Genomic DNA, 17,457 nt, shown 5'->3' on the forward strand with positions numbered 1-17,457 from the left:
CTGCTGCTGGACGTCCTGGCCCTCACCACCGCAGTGATCTGCACCGCAGCATGGTGGTTGCTGTCCCTGGACGAGGCGTGGATCGACTCCGCCCCGGTCGGCCGCTCCCGGCGTGGCACGGCACACTGTGGGGGTGAACGACTACCGCCTGGTCGACCAGGAGCCCGCTCCGCAGTGGTACGGCCGGCTGAGGGTGCGGACCGGCGACCTCTCCCCCGCCGGCTGGCTGACCGGACCGGGACAGGGCTCGCTCGCAACGGTGGCGGGAGTCGCCGCACCGGGCTTCGCCGCCTACGCGCGGATCCTGCACCCGGCCCGGCTGGACGAGCGGCCGGTGGCCTGGTCGACGGTGGCCGCCGCCCACGGCACGCGCGTCACGCCGGTCTCCCGCTGGCACGAGGTCATCGGGGCGGACGAGGACCACGTCCACCGCTTCGAGCACGGTCTGCCCGGCGTCTGGGACGAGCCGCCCGGGGAGGGGCCGACACCGCCCGATGTGGCGCGGGCGCTGCTGCCCGTCCTCGCCCGGCACACAGGGACCCCCGACCGGTGCTGGTTCGGTCTGTGGAGCGGGTACGGCCGCTGGGACTGGGGCCGCTTCCCGGTGTTCGAGACGCCGGGCCGGTACGAGGTCCTCCTGGCCGGCCGGCTGGCCGACGTCGTCTCCCCGGTGACCCTGGACGAGTTCGCCGAGCTTCCCGACCTGTGGTGGCCCCGGGACCGCGCCTGGATCGTGGGCGGGGACGTGGATCTGGTCAGCACGTACGTCGGCGGTTCGCCGCGGCTGATCGGCGACCTGCTGGCCACGGCGGACCTGGAGGTCCACCCGGTGTCCGCCGGTGATCCGGTCGGCTGAACCGCTTCGAAATATTCGCAGCCAGCATCGAATGATGCGAGGGGTATTGACGGCCCGGCACCCCCTCCTATCATCCAGTGCATCCGGGGCACCGACCGTTGTTCGGCCCGTCAAACAGCGGTTTCCGCTCCCCTGGTATGTCATGCCCATGCCAATTCCGTGGCGCCCGCAACGATCGACCGTACGAGGAGAGTCATGAAGTGTCCCCCACGGCCCGGCCGACGCCTGGCCTCCCTCTTAGGCGCGTTCGTCGCCGCCACCCTCGCGGTGGCCGGAACGGCCGGCGCACAGCCCGCACCGGTCCAGGCCAGCACCCTGGGCGCCCAGGCCGCCCAGTCCGGGCGGTACTTCGGCACCGCGGTCGCCGCCGGAAAGCTCGGCGACGGCACGTACAGCGCGCTCCTGGACCGTGAGTTCACGGCGGTCACGCCCGAGAACGAGATGAAGTGGGACGCCACGGAGCGCTCCCGGGGCTCCTTCACCTTCACGGCAGCCGACCGGATCGTCGGCCACGCCACCGCACGCGGGCAGCGCGTCCGCGGCCACACCCTCGTCTGGCACTCCCAACTGCCCGGCTGGGTCGGCGCGATCACGGACGCCACCACCCTGCGCAGCGTCGTGCGCAACCACATCACCACCGAATTGTCCCACTTCAAGGGCAAGATCTACGCCTGGGACGTGGTCAACGAGGCGTTCGCCGACGGCGGGAGCGGGGCGCGCCGCGCCTCCGTCTTCCAGAACGTCCTCGGCGACGGCTACATCGAGGACGCCTTCCGCACCGCGCGCTCGGCCGACCCCTCGGCCAAGCTCTGCTACAACGACTACAACATCGAGAACTGGTCGGACGCCAAGACCCAGGCCGTCTACCGGATGGTGCGCGACTTCACCTCCCGTGGCGTGCCGATCGACTGCGTCGGCTTCCAGAGCCACTTCGGCTCGTCCGGGCCGCCCGCGAGCTTCCGGACGACCCTGGCGAACTTCGCCGCCCTGGGCGTCGACGTGCAGATCACCGAGCTGGACATCGCGCAGGCACCGGCGACCGCGTACGCCGACACGGTCAAGGCGTGCGGGAGCGTCGCGCGCTGCGCCGGCATCACCGTGTGGGGCATCCGCGACAGCGACTCCTGGCGCAGCGGCGAGAACCCCCTGCTGTTCGACGGCGCGGGGAACAAGAAGGCGGCGTACGGCGCGGTGCTGACCGCGCTCGGCGGTACGGCGGCCACCACCCGTGCGGCCACCACCCCCGCGTCCGCCGCCGCGCTGCCCGCGCGCTTCAGCTGGTCGTCCAGCGGCGCGCTGATCTCGCCGAAGCCGGACGCCACGCACAACATCGCCGGGATCAAGGACCCGTCCGTCGTCTACTACAACGGCAAGTACCACGTGTTCGCCAGCGTCGCCAGCGCCTCCGGCTACAACCTCGTGTACCTGAGCTTCAGCGACTGGTCGCAGGCGGGTTCGGCCACGCACCACTACCTGGACCGTACGGCCATCGGCAGCGGGTACCGGGCGGCGCCCCAGGTGTTCTACTACGCGCCGCAGAAGCTCTGGTACCTCGTCTACCAGACGGGCAACGCGTCGTACTCCACCAACCCCGACATCAGCAACCCGAACGGCTGGAGCGCGCCGCGCAACTTCTACTCGTCCATGCCGGACATCATCAAGCAGAACATCGGCAGCGGCTACTGGGTCGACATGTGGGTGATCTGCGACAGCGCCAACTGCTACCTGTTCTCCTCCGACGACAACGGGCACCTCTACCGTTCGCAGACCACGGTCGGCCAGTTCCCGAACGGGTTCACCAACACCGTGATCGCCGCCCAGGACTCCGACAAGTACGCCCTGTTCGAGGCGAGCAACGTCTACAAGGTGCAGGGCAGCAACCAGTACCTGCTGCTCGTGGAGGCCATCGGCTCCGACGGGCGGCGGTACTTCCGTTCCTGGACCTTCGGCAGCCTGGCCGGCAGCTGGAGCCCGCTGGCCGCGTCCGAGAGCAACCCGTTCGCGCGGGCGAGCAACGTGTCCTTCCCGTCGGGCGCCTGGACGAAGGACATCAGCCACGGCGAGATGATCCGCGCCGGGTACGACCAGACGCTCACGATCCCCGCGTGCAAGCTGCAGTACCTGTACCAGGGCCTGAACCCGAACGCGAGCGGTGACTACAACAGTCTGCCGTGGCGGCTCGGGCTGCTCACCCAGACCAACTCCACCTGCTGACAGACGGAGGCGGGAGGCCGCCGGCGGCCTCCCGCGTTCCCCCGGTCACTCGCCGGGGGCGAGGGTGCGGGCCACGACGGCGGCCGCCTCGGCGATCAGCGCCTCGTCCACCGGAGCGTCCGGGGTGTTCTTGCTGGACAGGACGGCCAGCACGAGCGGGGTCCGCCGGGTCGTCCAGGCCACGCCGATGTCGTGGGCGGACGCGTAGTCGCCGGTACCGGTCTTGTCCGCCACGACCCACTCCTTCGGCAGCCCCTCGCGGAACCGTGCCGTACTGGTCGTGTTGCCCTTCAGCCAGCCGACGAACCGCTCACGCTCGGCGCGGGCCAGTGCCCGGCCCAGGGCGACGCGCTCCAGGCTCGCGGCGATCGCCGCCGGGGTGGTCGTGTCGCGCGGGTCCCCGGGGACCGCGGTGTTCAGTTCCGGCTCCCACCGGTCGAGCCGGCTCACCCCGTCGCCGAGCGACCGCAGGAAACGGGTGAGGCCGGCCGGACCGCCCAGCTCCCGGAGCAGCAGGTTGCCGGCCGCGTTGTCGCTGTACTGGATCGCCGCCGCACACAGGTCGGCCACGGTCATGCCGGTCGCCTGGTTCTCCTGCGTGCGCGGCGAGTTGGGCAGCAGGTCGTGCGGTGGGTAGTGCACCACCCGGTCCAGCGGCGCGCAGCCGGACCGGTCGCGCAGGACCGCCGCCGCGGCGAACGCCTTGAACGTGGAGCACATCGCGAACCGCTCCCCCGCCCGGTGGGACACGGTCCGCCCGGTACGGACGTTGCGCGCGTACACGCCGAGCCGGGCGCCGTGGCGCCGCTCCAACTCGGCCAGCTCCCCCTGTGCGGCGCGTGGTCCGGCGTCCGGGGCCGCGGAGGCGGCGGGGGCGGCGAGCGCGGTGGTGGCCGCGGCGACGCCGGTGAGCGCGAGGCCGGCCTTGATCAGGCGGCGGCGCGGCAGCCGGGTGGGGCGGTCGAGGTCGGTCATGGCGAAGTCCTCCCGGACCGGCGCGTCGTGGGGCCGGTCATCGCCGTAGGTCATCGGGACGGGGACAGCGAAACAGCGGCGACCCACTCATGTCCAAGAGAGAACTTTGAAGATCCCATACCGCATTGATATGAGTGCAGGATGGATCTCCTGGCACACCTGGAGGCGTATGTGGCGACGGCCGACGAGGCGAGCTTCTCCCGGGCGGCCGACCGGCTCGGAATCGCCCAGCCTCTGCTCAGCCGCCGTATCAAGACGCTCGAGGAGCACGTCGGCGGCTCGCTGTTCGACCGGTCCCGGCGGCAGATCGCGACCACCGAGCTGGGGGTGCTGCTGCTCCCGTACGCCCGGGACGTGCTGGACCGGGCCCAGCGACTGCGGCAGGTCGCCCGCTCGGCCCGGCGGTCCCGGGTGTGCGCCGTCGGAGTGCCCGCGGACTGCGCCCCGGCCGCGCTGGCGCGGGCCATCCGCGCCGGCACCGAGCAGGGGATCACCCTCGGCATGCGGGAACTGCCGCCCCTGGAGCGGGCTTCCGGGCTGGCCGACGGCTCGCTCGGATACGCGCTGGTGCGGGCCGCTCCCGAAGGGGCCCCGCTGCGGGTGCCGTTGGGGCTGGCGTCCGCGCCGGGGCCGGAGGACTGCGGGAGCGGGGGGTCGGGGCGCGCCGTCCACCTCGACGAGCTACGGCCGCGCCGCGGTCGCACCGCCCCGGCTACCGTCCCGGCGCCGCTCCTGCTGCTGGTGGAGGACCAAGTGCCGTACTTCGAGGACCGGTTGCTGCGGGCGGTCGCGCGCGCCGGACTGCCCGAGAGCCGGATACGGCCGGCCGGGCCGGCGGCCACCGCGCTCGCCGAGACACTGGCCGGGAACGCGCTGCTGCTGTGCGCCGAACCGTTCGCGCGCCGGCACGGGGCCCCTTGGAGGCCGCTGGCCGACCACGCCCTGCACCGGGGGTACGACGTGAGCGCCGCCCCGGGCCGCGACGGTACGGGAGCCGTACCGGGCTGGCTGGCCGCGCTGCTCGCGTCCGCCGTGGGCGCGGTGCCCGTCCGGCGTGGGGATGCGGGGCCGATGTCCGGTGGCGAGGACGGTCGCGCGCGGCTGGCGGCTCGCGGATGAGCGGGGCAGGGGGCTCGGCGAGGAACACCACGAGCCGCTCACCGGTCGGTACGGGCGCCGTGCACCGGCCGGTGTACGTCGGTGGCGACAGCGCCCTTCTCGACGTCGCCGAGGCCGTCGCCGCGGACTGGGCCGCGCTCGGTGTCCGGGGCTGCTTCCTCGCCCGTCGCCTCGGCACCGGCGAGGAACTCGGCTTCGACATCGAGGAGCCGGTCCCCCTGGCGTCGGTGGTGAAGGTCCCGCTCGCCCTGGTCGTGCTGGACCGGATCGCGCACGGGGACCTCGATCCGGCGCACCCGGTCACGGTGGACCCCGGCACCAGCAGCGTCGGTCCCACCGGGCTCGCCGCCTTCCGGTACCCGGCCACCGTGGCCGTCGGCGACCTCCTCACGCTCATGCTGTCGGTGAGCGACAACGCCGCCGCGGACGCGCTGCTCGACCTGGTGCCGGTGGCGGACGTCGACGCGCGGCTGCGCGCCTGGGGCTGCGACGGTATCCGGATGCGGCACCGGATGAACCACCTGTACGAGTGCGCCGCAGGTGCCGCCGGCAACGACTTCTCCCTCGCCCTGGAGCTGGCCGTCCGGGACGAGGCGGCGGGCCGGCACACCATCGAGACCCTGGACCCGGCTCATGCCAACACCGGCTCGGCGGCGGCGCTCGTCGGCCTGCTGGAACGCGTGTGGGGCGACGGGATCGCCGGTCCCGGTGCGGCGGCGGAGCTGCGGCGGCTGATGGGGCTCCAGGTGTTCACGCAGCGGCTGGCGAGCGAGTTGCGGACGGACACACTGCGGTGGAGCGGGAAGACGGGCACGTTCCTGCACCTGAGGCACGAGATCGGCGTCGTGGAGGCGGAGTCCGGGGAGCGGGTGGCGATCGCCGCGCTGACCCGGGCGGGGCGGCGGGCCGGACTCGCTCCGGACATCGACCTCGCGATCGGGGTGGCGGGACGGGAGGCGTTCGAAGCGTTGCGCTCGTAGGCGGCTGTCCCGCGTCCAGCGGAACGGGGGGGGCCACAGCGCGCACCGCGCGGGCCGGCCGTCGTACGCCGACGTCCGGGCCCGCCCTGCGGGGCGGACCCGGACGTGCCGCCCGACGGGTCGGGCGGGGTGGAACCGGTCGGTCAGACCAGGTCGAAGCGGTCCGCGTTCATGACCTTGTTCCAGGCGGCGACGAAGTCCTTGACGAACTTCTCCTTCGCGTCGTCGCTGGCGTAGACCTCGGCGAGGGCGCGCAGCTCGGAGTTGGAGCCGAAGACGAGGTCGGCGCGGCTGCCGGCCCACTTCACCTCGCCGGTGGCGGCGTCGCGGCCCTCGAACGTGGTCTGGTCCTCGGAGGTCGCCTTCCACGTCGTACCCATGTCGAGCAGGTTGACGAAGAAGTCGTTGGTGAGGACGCCGGGCGTCGTGGTGAGGACGCCGAGCTGCGACTGCTGGTGGTTGGCGCCGAGGACGCGCAGGCCGCCGACGAGGACGGTCATCTCCGGGGCGCTCAGGCCCAGCAGGTTCGCCTTGTCGAGCAGCAGGTACTCGGCCGGCAGGCGGTTGCCCTTGCCGAGGTAGTTGCGGAAGCCGTCCGCGGTCGGCTCCAGCGCCTCGAAGGACTCGGCGTCGGTGTGCTCCTCGGTCGCGTCGACGCGGCCCGGGGTGAAGGGCACCTGGATCTCGTAGCCGGCTTCCTTGGCGGCCTTCTCCACGCCGGCGGCACCGCCGAGGACGATGAGGTCGGCGAGGGAGACCTTCTTGGCGCCGGAGGAGGCGTTGAACTCCTGCTGGACGTTCTCCAGGGTGCGCAGCACCTGCGCCAGCTGGTCGGGGTCGTTGACCTCCCAGCCGCGCTGCGGGGCGAGGCGGATGCGGGCGCCGTTGGCGCCGCCGCGCTTGTCGCTGGCGCGGAACGTCGAGGCGGACGCCCAGGCGGTGGTGACCAGCTCGGACACGGACAGGCCCGATTCGAGCAGCTTGGTCTTCAGGGTGGCGATGTCCGCGTCGTCGATCAGCTCGCCCTCGCGCTCCGGCAGCGGGTCCTGCCACAGCAGCGTCTCCTCCGGGACCTCCGGGCCGAGGTACAGCGACTTCGGGCCCATGTCGCGGTGGGTGAGCTTGTACCAGGCGCGGGCGAAGGCGTCCGCGAACTCCTCCGGGTTCTCGTAGAACCGGCGGGAGATCGGCTCGTAGATCGGGTCGAAGCGCAGCGCCAGGTCGGTGGTCAGCATCCGCGGGCGGTGCTTCTTCGACGGGTCGTGCGCGTCCGGGATGATCTCGGGGGCGTCCTTGGCCACCCACTGGTGGGCGCCGGCCGGGCTCTGCTCCAGCTCGTACTCGAACTCGAACAGGTTCTTGAAGAACCCGTTGCTCCACTGGGTCGGGGTGCTGGTCCAGGCGACCTCCAGGCCGGAGGTGATGGCGTCCCCGCCCTTGCCGGTGCCGTAGGTGCTCTTCCAGCCCAGGCCCTGGTCCTCCAGCGAGGCGGCCTCGGGGTCGGGGCCGACGTTGTCGGCGGGGCCGGCGCCGTGGGTCTTGCCGAAGGTGTGGCCGCCGGCGATCAGGGCGACGGTCTCCTCGTCGTTCATCGCCATGCGGCGGAACGTCTCACGGATGTCGCGGGCCGCGGCGATCGGGTCCGGGTTGCCGTTCGGGCCCTCGGGGTTGACGTAGATCAGGCCCATCTGCACGGCGGCGAGCGGGTTCTCCAGCTCGCGGTCGCCGGTGTAGCGCTTGTCGTCCAGCCAGGTGGTCTCGGGACCCCAGTAGACGTCCTCCTCCGCCTCCCAGACGTCCGCACGGCCGCCGCCGAAGCCGAAGGTCTTGAAGCCCATGGTCTCCAGGGCGACATTGCCGGTGAGGATCAGCAGGTCGGCCCAGGAGATGCTCTGGCCGTACTTCTTCTTGACCGGCCACAGCAGACGGCGGGCCTTGTCGAGGTTGCCGTTGTCCGGCCAGCTGTTGAGCGGGGCGAAGCGCTGCTGGCCGGCTCCGGCGCCACCACGGCCGTCGCTGATGCGGTAGGTGCCCGCGCTGTGCCAGGCCATGCGGATCATCAGCGGGCCGTAGTTGCCGAAGTCGGCGGGCCACCAGTCCTGCGACGTCGTGAGCACCTCGGCGATGTCACGTTTCACGGCCGCGAGGTCGAGCGACTTGAAGGCCTCGGCGTAGTCGAAGTCCTCGTCGAGCGGGTTGGCGACGGCCGGGTTCTTCGCAAGGATCTTCAGGTTGAGCCGCTCCGGCCACCACTGGCGGTTGCCACCACCCTGGGCCGGGTACAGGGCCCGGTCATGGGCGACGGGGCAACCGCCGCTCCCCTCCTCCGACTTCGCGTCTGTGACGATCGCGTCGTGGTTCTCAGTCATGGCAATCCTTCCGAACTGTGCGGAACTCGGTGCTCAGGAACTGCGGCCGGTGGAACAGTCGGGGCACAGGCCCCAGTACACGACCTCGGCCTCGTCGATGGCGAAGCCGTGGTCGTCGGCGGCGGTCAGGCAGGGCGCGTCGCCGACGGCACAGTCGACGTCGGCGACCGCGCCGCAGGACCGGCACACGATGTGGTGGTGGTTGTCGCCCACACGCCCCTCGTACCGGGCCGGGTGGCCGGCCGGCTCGATACGGCGCACGAGACCCGCCGCGGTCAGCGCGTGAAGGGCCTCGTAGACGGCTTGCAGGGAGATGTGGCCTACGCGATCGCGGACTCCGGAGGCGATCGCCTCGACGCCGAGGTGGTCGCCGTCCCGGACGGTCTCCAGCAGCGCGACGCGGGCTGCCGTCACGCGCAGGCCGGCACCGCGGAGCTCCTCGGCGGTGGTCGGGGTCGGGGAGGCGGTCATGCGGCGAACCTATCCTCATAAACACGAGGGATTCAAGAAAACGAAGGATGCAATTTTGGCCGTGTGTCGTCGCCTCGCGTCCACCTCCGCGCCCACCTCCCCACCCGTGCCACCCCACGCCGGGCGCTTGCTCCCGCACACGCCTTGCGGGCCCGGCCGGAAGCCGGTCCCGGGCGTGCCCGCATCATGATGCCCCGGACGGGCCCGATCCGCGCGGCGAGCCGGGCAGTCCCCCGAACCGGTGACCCGCACTTCACGGCACACGAGGCCACGGAGTCCACGGCACCCCCGGGTGAGAAACTCGGAGACGGTCATGGAGGTGGCCGTCGAGAGGGACGCTCATGGACCTGGACGCTGTCGCCGACGAGCTGTACGGGCTGCGGCCGGAGGAGTTCGTGGCCGCCCGCGACCGCCGTGCCCGGGACGCCCGCGAAGCCGGTGACCAGGCCCTCGCCAAGGAGATCGGCGGGTTGCGGCGACCGAGCCTGGCCGCCTGGGTCAGCAACCTGCTGGTGCGCCGGCAGCCGGAAGAGGTGCGGACGCTGCTCGGCCTCGGCGAGGAGCTGCGCCGCGCGCACCGCGAGCTGGACGGGCCGCAGCTGCGCAGGCTGGGCCGTCGGCAGAACGAGGTGATCGGCGCACTGGGACGGCAGGCCCGGCAGCTGGCCGCGCAGGCGGGGCATCCGGTCGGCGAGGGCGTCCAGCGCGAGGTCGAGGGGACCCTGCACGCCGCCCTCGCCGATCCGGACGCCGGCCGGGAGTGGGCGACGGGCCGGCTGGTGAAGCCGCTGAGCTCGATGGCCGGGTTCCCGACGGCCGACGAGGCCCTGCTCGGACGCCGGCCCCCTCCCGCACCCGAGAAGCCCGCCCGGGGCGAGGGCGGGCCGGGGGGCAAGGTCCGGAAGGACAAGGCCCGGGAGGACGAGGAAGAGCGCAGACGCCTGGCCGAGGCCCGCGAGGCCGAGCGGGAGCTGCGCGCACGCGAGGAGGAGGCCGGCGCCGCCGCGCGCGCGGCGGAGGAGGCCGGCGCGCGGCTGAACGACGCGGAGGCACGGGTCCGCGAGCTGCGGCAGCGGCTGCGGGACGCCGCGGAGGAACAACAGCGGGCCCGAACCGCGCAGCGGAACGCGCGAGACCGCGAGCGACAGGCCGACCGCGCACTCCGGAAGGCCCGGCACCGGGCCGAGAAGGCCACCGCGCGACCGCAACGCCCGGCTGCGGGTACGGGGTCTCGCCGCTGACGGCAGCCAGCTGGCCCGTGGCCACCGGCACGCCGAAGGGGGCCGGCCCGGTGCCGGCCCCCTGGTGACGGAACTATCGGCCGTGACCACCTCCGCCATGGCCGCCACCACCATGGCCGCCACCGCCGTGGCCGCCTCCGTAACCGCCATGACCTCCGTGGCCGGATCCGTCGTGGCCGTAGCCACCGTGCCCGTATCCGCCGTGGTCATAGCCGCCGTAGCCGTGGCCGCCGTACCAGCCGTAGTCATCGTCGTCGTACCGGACGTTGTCATAGCCTCGTCCGTAGCCGCCGTAGCCGCCGTAGCCGCCGTAGCCGCCATGGCCACCGTGGTCATCGACGGTGTAGTGGGCTGCCGCCGGGGAGGCCGGAGCGGCGGAGGCCGACGCGGCGGCACCGCCCAGCGCGAGGGCGAGACCCGCGACGGCGGCGAGAGGCCACTTGACAGAACGCATAACTAGTCTCCCGTGCAGGGTATCTGATGGATTGTCAGAAGGATGGGAGCGTGAGGGATCGTCAGACCGCCGGTCCTTTTTTCACTTATTTCCGTTTCAACCGTGCGTCGGCCGGAAGGCAGGGGCAAGCGCCGAAGGGGGTAGTGGCTCTACCCCTTTGCGGGGCCCGGGTTCGTACGGTTGCGGCCCATTTCAGGCGGTACAGAATGAGAACGCCCTTCCGTTGGAGGTGACCCATGTCTGTACGCGGTCCATCCCTCACCCAACGTGGGCAGACGCTCGCGGAGCGGGGCCCGGGCCCGGTCGGGGTCACCCTGTCGGTGAACGGCGTGGAGCGTTCCCTGGAGATCGAGCCCCGCGTCAGCCTGCTCGACGCCCTGCGCGAGCATCTTCACCTCACCGGCGCCAAGAAGGGCTGTGACCAGGGAACCTGCGGTGCCTGCACCGTCTGGGTGGACGGCACGCGCGTACTGGCGTGTCTGACGCTCGCCCTGACGTGCGAGGGGCGTGAGGTCACCACCATCGAGGGGCTCGCGGAGGGTGACGAACTGCACGCCATGCAGCAGGCGTTCATCACCGAGCACGCGTTCCGGTGCGGCTACTGCACGCCGGGCCAGATCATGTCGGCGGTGGCACTGCTCAAGGAGGGCCACGCTGGCGACGACGCCCGGATCAAGGAGGGGATGAGCGGCAACATCTGCCGCTGCGCCGCCTATCCGCACATCCGGGCCGCGATCCGCGCCGTCCGCGACGGTACCTAGGAGCCCTGCCGTGCAGCCGATCGCCTACTCCCGGGTCACCGACCCCGCGACCGCGGTCGCCGCCGTCAGCGCCGACCCCACCAGCGACTACCTCGCCGGCGGCACCACCGAGACTTCGGCTGGGCGGGCCGCGACCCCCGGCCCGGTGTGCGGCGCGAGGGGAACTGGCTGCTGGGTACGGACATGGCCAGCGCCGGCTATCCGGTCGCCCCGCCCGGGTGCCCGCAGCGCGCGCGGGCCCGCGTCTACGCCGACGGCACCGCGGTCGTCCAGGCAGCCACCCCCGACTTCGGCACAGGGGTCGCCACGGTCATGACCCAGGTCGCCGCCGACGCCCTCGGCCTGCGCGTGGACCGCTGCCGGTTCGAGAACGGCGACACGGACCTGCCCACCATCGCGGCAGCGGTGGGCTCCGCGGGCGCGGGCATGATCAGCGCCGCCGTGCACAGTGCCGGGACCGCCCTGCGCGACCAGCTCGTCCGCCGAGCCGTCGCCGACGCCGGCTCCCCGCTGCACGGTGCCGACCCGCGCGACGTGGTGGTCCGGGACGGCGTGATGACCGCCGGGACGGCCTCCGAGTCGTACGCCGGCCTGCTCCGGCGCACCTTCCAGCCCGACGCCGAGGCGCTCGGCACATGGAGCCCGCCGGGCCGGGGCGACGAGTTCGCGATGATGACGTTCGGGGCGCAGTTCGCCGAGGTGGCCGTCGACCCGGAGCTGGGCCTGGTCCGGGTGCGGCGCATGACCGGGGCCTTCGCTCCCGGCCGGGTGCTCAATCCCAAGACGGCCCGGAGCCAGCTGATGGGCGGCATGCTCTGGGGCCTGGGCCAGGCGCCGCTGGAGGCCAACCACATGCACCCGCGCACCGGGCACTGGGCCAACGCGAGCCTGGGCGAGTACCTGGTCGCCGTCAACGCGGACGCCCCCGACGTCGACGTGGAGCTGGTCGAGGTCGACGACGCCGTGGTCAACCCGCTGGGGGTCAAGGGCGTCGGGGAGATCGGGCAGGTCGGCGCCGCGGCCGCCATCGCGAACGCCGTCCACCACGCGACCGGCCGCCGGGTGCGGCGGATCCCGATCACCGTCGAAGACCTGCTGTGACATCCGGCCCGGCCGGGCCGCGCGACCGCGTCCGTCAGCCGGCGGCGGGCGCCCCGTCGCGTTGGACGACCATCATGGCCATGTCGTCCTGGACCAGTCCGCCCGCGTGGTCGCGCAGGTCGGCGACGATCTCGCGCAGGAGGGGACCCGGGTCGAGGTCGGACAGCTTCGCCACGCGTTCGGCGAGCGGGTAGAACGTGCCGTCGCTGTCGCGGGTCTCGGTGACCCCGTCGGTGTACAGCAGGATCCGGTCCCCGTCGTGGAAGGGGAAGGTCGCGGCCGTGTAGGTGGTGTCGGACAGGGCACCCAGACCGAGCGGCGGAGCCGGGTCGCAGACGTGGAGCGCGGTGGCCGTCCCGGACGACCGGCCCAGCAGCAGGGGCGGCGGGTGCCCGCAGCTGATCATGTGCACCACCGGCTGGTCGTCCGGGATGTCGAGCATGACGGCGGTCACGAAGCGCTCCGCGACGTCCGGATCGACTTCCGAGAACTCGTTGAGGCCCCAGTGGACGGCGTCCTCCACGTAGGCGACGAGTTCCGGCAGCGGGATGGGCCGGTGCGCGGCGGCACGGAAGGCGCCCAGCACGATGGCGGTGTCGCTGATGGAGGCGAGTCCCTTGCCGCGGACGTCCCCGATGACCAGGCGGGTGGAGCGGGCGGTCCGGGCCGCCGCGTAGAGGTCGCCGCCGATGTAGGTGTCGGCCTCGGCGCTGTGGTACTCGCCGGCGAGGGACAGCGGCCCGGCGCGCGGGGGGAGCGGACGCAGGACGACGCGTTGGGCGGTGTCGGAGACGGCACGCGCCCTGAGCAGTTCCCGCCCGCGCCGGTCCCGTAGGTGGGTGAAGACGACCAGCAGCGCGCAGAGCGCCGCGAGCGTGCACAGCTCGACCAGCACGCTCTCGGTGACGAGGGTTCCCCGCTCCGTCCCGGCGGTGATCAGCGCGAGGACGGAGAGCGCGCCGACCAGTGCGGTGGCCATCGGGCCGTAGGCCATGGCGGTGAACGCGGTGGCGACGACCAGGAGGTGGGCGAGATGGATGTCCGGCGGCAGGAACGCGTCGGCCGTCGGGATGGCGATGACCAGCAGCAGCGGGGCGGCCAGCCAGAGCGGGTGGGGTGAGGGCGATCCCCGGTGCCGGAGCGACAGGACCTCGGTGGTGGATGTCTTCATCGTGGCAGCCGTCACGTCGTGCTCCGCTCCGTGGTGCGGGATCCGCCGGTGAGGGTGCCTTCGGCGCGGGGTCCACCGGTGCGGGACGCCTCGGGGCGGGAACCCTCGGTGCGGGACCCGCCAGTGCGGGAACCCTGGGCGCCGGACGCATCGGCGCCAGATCCAGGCGGTGGGGCGCCCTCGTCGACGATCCGGGTGAGCCATTCGGCCAGCAACGCTCGCTCCGCCGGCGTCAACGACCGCGGCGGGGAGCGACGCAGCAGTGCCGCCAGGGTGGTGGCGGCCCGTTCCACGCTGACCGGCGGGCACGGGCCGCCCTCGGGCGCCTGCGGCGTCAGGATTCCGGCCAGCACCAGGTCCCTGACCCGCGCCGACAGCTCGGTGCCGGGCCGCGCGCCGGACCGGGTCAGCAGGGTGAGGGCGACGCCGGTGTTCGCGGCGATCACGATGTCGGCCGCCCGGTCCGGCTCGACCGCGAGACGCCCGGCCTGTGCCACCCGCTCCAGCGTGGCGTGCAGCAGCGCGTGCATCTCACCGATCGCCCGAGGTACACAGGCCGGCCCGGGGGCGGCCATGAGGCGGTACAGGTTGGGGTGCTCCAGAGCGAACTGCGTGTGCTGGTCCCAGCCGCGCCGCAGGTCCGCGACCGGATCGGCGGTCGGCTCGGCGGCCCGCTTGGCGGCCAGGTACCGCGTGAACCCGTGATCGACGACCGCGGCCAGGAGGGCGTCCTTGTCGCCGAAGACGCGGTAGATGACCGGCTGCCGCACACCCGCCTTCTCGGCGACGCCGCGGGTGGCCACGTCCCCGGTCGGCGAGGCCTCCAGCAGTTCGGTCGCCGCCTCCAGGATCAGCGATCTATTGCTCACGTTATCAACGATACCAAGGGAGTATTTAATCAGTACATACCGGAACATGCTGCCGGTTTTCCGGATTCGGCAGGAGAGGCAGACGCTTTGGAACGGGAGGCGAGGAGCCGTGGCGAGACCGATCTGGAGCGGTGTCCTGACCTTCGGGCTGGTCACGCTCCCCGTGGGCCTGTACACCGCCACCGAGGACCACACCGTGCACTTCCACCAGCTTCAGCGCGGCACGTCGGACCGGATCCGCAACAAGCGGGTCAACGAACGCACCGGCAAGGAGGTGGCCGCCGACCGGATCGTCAAGGGCTACGAGCTGGACGAGGGCGAGTACGTCGTCGTGGAGCCGGAGGAGCTGGAGGAGATCGCGCCGGGGCGGTCGCGGGTGATCGACCTGGCCGGTTTCGTGGACCTCCACGACGTGGAGCCCGTCTACTTCGACCGCACGTACTACGTCGGCCCGCGCGGCGAGGAGTACGTGAAGGTGTACGAGCTGATGCGGGCGGCGCTGGACCGCGCGGACAAGGCCGGGATCGCCACGCTCACCATGCGCGGCAAGGAGTACCTGACCGCGTTGCGCGCGCAGCCCACCGTCCTGGTCCTGCACACCCTGCACTGGGCCGACGAGGTGCGTGACCCCGCCGATGTGGTGGACCTGCTGCCGGAGCGGCGCACCAGGGCGGACAGCAAGGAGCTGCGGACGGCCGAGCAGCTGATCGACGCCCTCTCCATCGACTGGGACCCCCGCGCGTACCGCGACACCTACGAGGAGCGCGTCAAGCGGCTGGTGGAGGCCAAGCGCGAGGGCGAGGAGGTCGTCGGCGAACCGGAGCCGCCGGAGGCCACCAACGTCATCGACCTCATGGAGGCGCTCAGCCGCAGTGTCGAGCAGAGCCGGTCCCGGGCCGGCAAGGGCGGCTGCGCGAAGCCCGGCAGCCGGAAGCAGCCCGCTCGCGGCAAGCGGACCACGCCGGCCCGGCAGACCGGGGAGGCCACGCCGGACAAGCGCGCCAAGCAGGCCAAGCAGGCCCGGGCGGCAGAGGATCTCGCGTCCCTGTCGAAGACGGAGCTGTACGAGCGGGCGGGCGCCGCGGGCGTACCGGGCCGGTCGAAGATGAACCGCGAGCAGCTGATCGAGGCCCTGGGCCGGCAGGGCGCCGCGGCCTGAACCGGATCAGGCCGGCGGCGGTCCGGTCGTAGATCAACAAGGAGCCGGCCGGCTGATCCGCAGGGGGTTCGCGGAGGGCACCCGTCACCGCGGCGGGCGTGCTCACTCGTGCGGGTGCACCGGGTCCCGCCGTCCGTGGCATCCACCCCGGTCCGTCCTTCGGCACCCGTGTGATGTTTCGCATGCCGCGTGATGGACCGGGGGTCGGCGGGCAACGTTCCCCTTCATGCCCCACGCGAATCCCCTGCGGCAGGTGATGTGATGACCACGGCGACGACCCCGGCGCTCCGGACGCCGCCCGCCCGGACCGGCGCGGCGACCGCCGGGTCCCCCGCACCGGCCGCGCTCCCCTCCCTGCCGTCCCTCACCGGGCTGCGCTGGATGGCCGCGCTGCTGGTGTTCGGACTGCACGTGCACAACTTCGGCTGGTTCGGCGGCACCGGTGGCCGCCTGGTGACCTGGGCCTTCGGCGCAGGCGCCACCGGAGTGTCGTTCTTCTTCATCCTGTCCGGATTCGTCCTGACCTGGTCGGCGCGCCCCCGGGACCGGGCGCCGGCCTTCTGGCGGCGGCGCATCGCCCGGATCTTCCCGGTGCACCTGGCCACCCTCGCCGTCGCCCTCGTCATGGCGTACACGCTGACGCACCAGGCACGGCCGACGGCGAAGCAGACGCTGGCGAACGCGCTGCTGCTGCACTCCTGGTGGCGCCCGTGGTGGCAGACGCTGAACCCGGTGAGCTGGTCGCTGGCCTGCGAGGCGTTCTTCTACGCCGCCTTCCCGCTGCTGATCCTGCTGCTGCGCCGGCTCCGGGCGCGCGGCTCGGCCGCGCTGGGCGGCCTGTCGGTGGCGGCGGTCCTGGTGCTGGCCTGGGCGGACGCCCATCACTGGTGGACCTACTCGCTCTACTCGTTCCCCGCCGCGCGACTGCCCGAGTTCGTGCTCGGCGCGGTCACCGCGCGGCTGGTGCTGCTCGGCCGCTGGCGCGGCCCCGGTCTGGAGGCGTCGCTCGCCCTGGCCGTCATCGGCTACTTCCTGGTGCCGCAGGTCACCCCCGGTTACTCCGCCACCGTGTGCACCGTCGGCGGATTCGCGCTGCTCATCCCGGCGGCGGCGGTCGCCGATCTGAACGGGCTGCCGTCCCTGTGGCGGCGCCGGCGGATGGTACGGCTCGGGGAGCTGTCGTTCGCCTTCTACATGATCCACCTGCTGGTGCTGCGCGCCTCGACGGAGGTGCTGGGCAAGAAGCCGCACTTCGGCGCGCTGGCGGGGCTGGCGGTCACCGCGACGGCGTTCACCGTGTCGCTGGCTCTGTCCTGGGTGCTGTACGAGGCGGTGGAGCGCCCGGCACGGCACCTGCTGCTGCGCCGCCGCCGTCCTTCCGCGCAGCCGGACCCGGTACCGGTCCGCCGGGAGGCCCCGGCACCGGCGCGCGACTGACCAACTGACCTCCCGCCGTCACCGCCGGTCGCACGCACGGGTGACGTCCGCAACAGCGAGGAGAGTCCCGCGGGTTTCGGGGTAGGCGGCTCACGGACACCGGCCCGGCGGCACACACCGGCGGGCCGGCACCACGTGAACGCACCGAAGGAGCCGAGTCGACGTGCGCGGGAAGCAGTCCGGGACGAGCCGGCGGCCGAGGACGGCCGCGCGGCGCCTCTCCCCTGCCCGCCGGCCGGTCCGCGCCGTGGCGGAACCCAACGCTCCGCACCGCGGCGCG

The 17,457-nt window shown here is 72.8% G+C and carries 15 protein-coding genes; 9 read left to right on the plus strand and 6 right to left on the minus strand.

All coding sequences use genetic code 11. The annotated features are described in order from the left end of the window. The first annotated feature begins 133 nt into the window (after positions 1–133). Positions 134–856, plus strand: a complete 723-nt coding sequence (locus ABZV94_RS33780) for a hypothetical protein (protein WP_356347303.1) — start codon at positions 134–136, stop codon at positions 854–856. A gap of 195 nt (positions 857–1,051) precedes the next feature. Next, on the plus strand, positions 1,052–3,070 hold the full coding sequence (locus ABZV94_RS33785; RefSeq protein ID WP_356347305.1) for a non-reducing end alpha-L-arabinofuranosidase family hydrolase: 2,019 nt from the start codon (positions 1,052–1,054) through the stop codon (positions 3,068–3,070). 45 nt (positions 3,071–3,115) lie between these two features. On the opposite strand, the gene bla is transcribed toward ABZV94_RS33785, so the two are convergent. Next, the gene (gene bla, locus ABZV94_RS33790; protein WP_356347333.1) at positions 3,116–4,045 is read right to left on the minus strand and encodes a class A beta-lactamase; all 930 of its coding nucleotides are present in this window, start codon (positions 4,043–4,045) and stop codon (positions 3,116–3,118) included. Positions 4,046–4,186: 141 nt separating this feature from the next. On the opposite strand from bla, the gene ABZV94_RS33795 reads away from it, so the two are divergent. Beyond that, on the plus strand, positions 4,187–5,164 hold the full coding sequence (locus ABZV94_RS33795) for a LysR family transcriptional regulator (RefSeq protein ID WP_356347308.1): 978 nt from the start codon (positions 4,187–4,189) through the stop codon (positions 5,162–5,164). After that, positions 5,161–6,144: a serine hydrolase gene (locus tag ABZV94_RS33800; protein WP_356347311.1), complete on the plus strand. Its 984-nt coding sequence runs from the start codon at positions 5,161–5,163 to the stop codon at positions 6,142–6,144. The genes ABZV94_RS33795 and ABZV94_RS33800 overlap by 4 nt, the downstream gene beginning before the upstream one ends. A gap of 143 nt (positions 6,145–6,287) precedes the next feature. On the opposite strand, the gene katG is transcribed toward ABZV94_RS33800, so the two are convergent. Beyond that, positions 6,288–8,513: a catalase/peroxidase HPI gene (gene katG / locus ABZV94_RS33805; protein WP_356347314.1), complete on the minus strand. Its 2,226-nt coding sequence runs from the start codon at positions 8,511–8,513 to the stop codon at positions 6,288–6,290. Positions 8,514–8,546: 33 nt separating this feature from the next. Beyond that, complete coding sequence (locus tag ABZV94_RS33810; protein ID WP_030640662.1) at positions 8,547–8,984, minus strand: Fur family transcriptional regulator; 438 nt, start codon at positions 8,982–8,984, stop codon at positions 8,547–8,549. 341 nt (positions 8,985–9,325) lie between these two features. On the opposite strand from ABZV94_RS33810, the gene ABZV94_RS33815 reads away from it, so the two are divergent. After that, a complete protein-coding gene (locus ABZV94_RS33815) occupies positions 9,326–10,225 on the plus strand; it encodes a hypothetical protein (RefSeq protein ID WP_356347316.1) in 900 nt (299 codons plus the stop codon). 73 nt (positions 10,226–10,298) lie between these two features. Here the strand turns inward: ABZV94_RS33815 and ABZV94_RS33820 are convergent, their stop codons facing one another. Further along, positions 10,299–10,679, minus strand: coding sequence for a hypothetical protein (locus ABZV94_RS33820; protein ID WP_356347318.1), 381 nt, complete (start codon positions 10,677–10,679; stop codon positions 10,299–10,301). A 236-nt stretch (positions 10,680–10,915) separates the two neighbouring features. Here ABZV94_RS33820 and ABZV94_RS33825 point away from each other — a divergent pair, with 236 nt between their 5' ends. Then, positions 10,916–11,440: a (2Fe-2S)-binding protein gene (locus tag ABZV94_RS33825; protein ID WP_356347321.1), complete on the plus strand. Its 525-nt coding sequence runs from the start codon at positions 10,916–10,918 to the stop codon at positions 11,438–11,440. 147 nt (positions 11,441–11,587) lie between these two features. Continuing rightward, positions 11,588–12,541: a molybdopterin cofactor-binding domain-containing protein gene (locus ABZV94_RS33830; RefSeq protein ID WP_356347323.1), complete on the plus strand. Its 954-nt coding sequence runs from the start codon at positions 11,588–11,590 to the stop codon at positions 12,539–12,541. 34 nt (positions 12,542–12,575) lie between these two features. Here ABZV94_RS33830 and ABZV94_RS33835 read toward each other — a convergent pair whose 3' ends face one another. Beyond that, on the minus strand, positions 12,576–13,712 hold the full coding sequence (locus tag ABZV94_RS33835) for a PP2C family protein-serine/threonine phosphatase (protein ID WP_356347325.1): 1,137 nt from the start codon (positions 13,710–13,712) through the stop codon (positions 12,576–12,578). 11 nt (positions 13,713–13,723) lie between these two features. After that, on the minus strand, positions 13,724–14,581 hold the full coding sequence (locus ABZV94_RS33840) for a TetR/AcrR family transcriptional regulator (RefSeq protein ID WP_356347328.1): 858 nt from the start codon (positions 14,579–14,581) through the stop codon (positions 13,724–13,726). 109 nt (positions 14,582–14,690) lie between these two features. Here ABZV94_RS33840 and ABZV94_RS33845 point away from each other — a divergent pair, with 109 nt between their 5' ends. Further along, the gene (locus tag ABZV94_RS33845) at positions 14,691–15,740 is read left to right on the plus strand and encodes a Ku protein (RefSeq protein ID WP_356347330.1); all 1,050 of its coding nucleotides are present in this window, start codon (positions 14,691–14,693) and stop codon (positions 15,738–15,740) included. A gap of 261 nt (positions 15,741–16,001) precedes the next feature. Continuing rightward, positions 16,002–17,177 carry an acyltransferase gene (locus tag ABZV94_RS33850; RefSeq protein ID WP_356347332.1) on the plus strand — a complete coding sequence of 392 codons (1,176 nt, stop codon included), beginning with the start codon at positions 16,002–16,004 and terminating at the stop codon, positions 17,175–17,177. Positions 17,178–17,457 lie beyond the last annotated feature (280 nt).

The sequence above is a fragment of the Streptomyces sp. NPDC004658 genome (assembly GCF_040609555.1).
Lineage (GTDB): Bacteria > Actinomycetota > Actinomycetes > Streptomycetales > Streptomycetaceae > Streptomyces.

Bases quoted from the DNA above. Each gene is read 5' to 3' on its own strand.
- katG (WP_356347314.1), bottom strand. From the start codon at position 8,513: ATGACTGAGAACCACGACGCGATCGTCACAGACGCGAAGTCGGAGGAG.
- ABZV94_RS33785 (WP_356347305.1), top strand. From the start codon at position 1,052: ATGAAGTGTCCCCCACGGCCCGGCCGACGCCTGGCCTCCCTCTTAGGC.
- ABZV94_RS33810 (WP_030640662.1), bottom strand. From the start codon at position 8,984: ATGACCGCCTCCCCGACCCCGACCACCGCCGAGGAGCTCCGCGGTGCC.
- ABZV94_RS33825 (WP_356347321.1), top strand. From the start codon at position 10,916: ATGTCTGTACGCGGTCCATCCCTCACCCAACGTGGGCAGACGCTCGCG.
- ABZV94_RS33850 (WP_356347332.1), top strand. From the start codon at position 16,002: ATGACCACGGCGACGACCCCGGCGCTCCGGACGCCGCCCGCCCGGACC.
- ABZV94_RS33800 (WP_356347311.1), top strand. From the start codon at position 5,161: ATGAGCGGGGCAGGGGGCTCGGCGAGGAACACCACGAGCCGCTCACCG.
- ABZV94_RS33795 (WP_356347308.1), top strand. From the start codon at position 4,187: ATGGATCTCCTGGCACACCTGGAGGCGTATGTGGCGACGGCCGACGAG.
- bla (WP_356347333.1), bottom strand. From the start codon at position 4,045: ATGACCGACCTCGACCGCCCCACCCGGCTGCCGCGCCGCCGCCTGATC.
- ABZV94_RS33835 (WP_356347325.1), bottom strand. From the start codon at position 13,712: ATGAAGACATCCACCACCGAGGTCCTGTCGCTCCGGCACCGGGGATCG.
- ABZV94_RS33820 (WP_356347318.1), bottom strand. From the start codon at position 10,679: ATGCGTTCTGTCAAGTGGCCTCTCGCCGCCGTCGCGGGTCTCGCCCTC.
- ABZV94_RS33815 (WP_356347316.1), top strand. From the start codon at position 9,326: ATGGACCTGGACGCTGTCGCCGACGAGCTGTACGGGCTGCGGCCGGAG.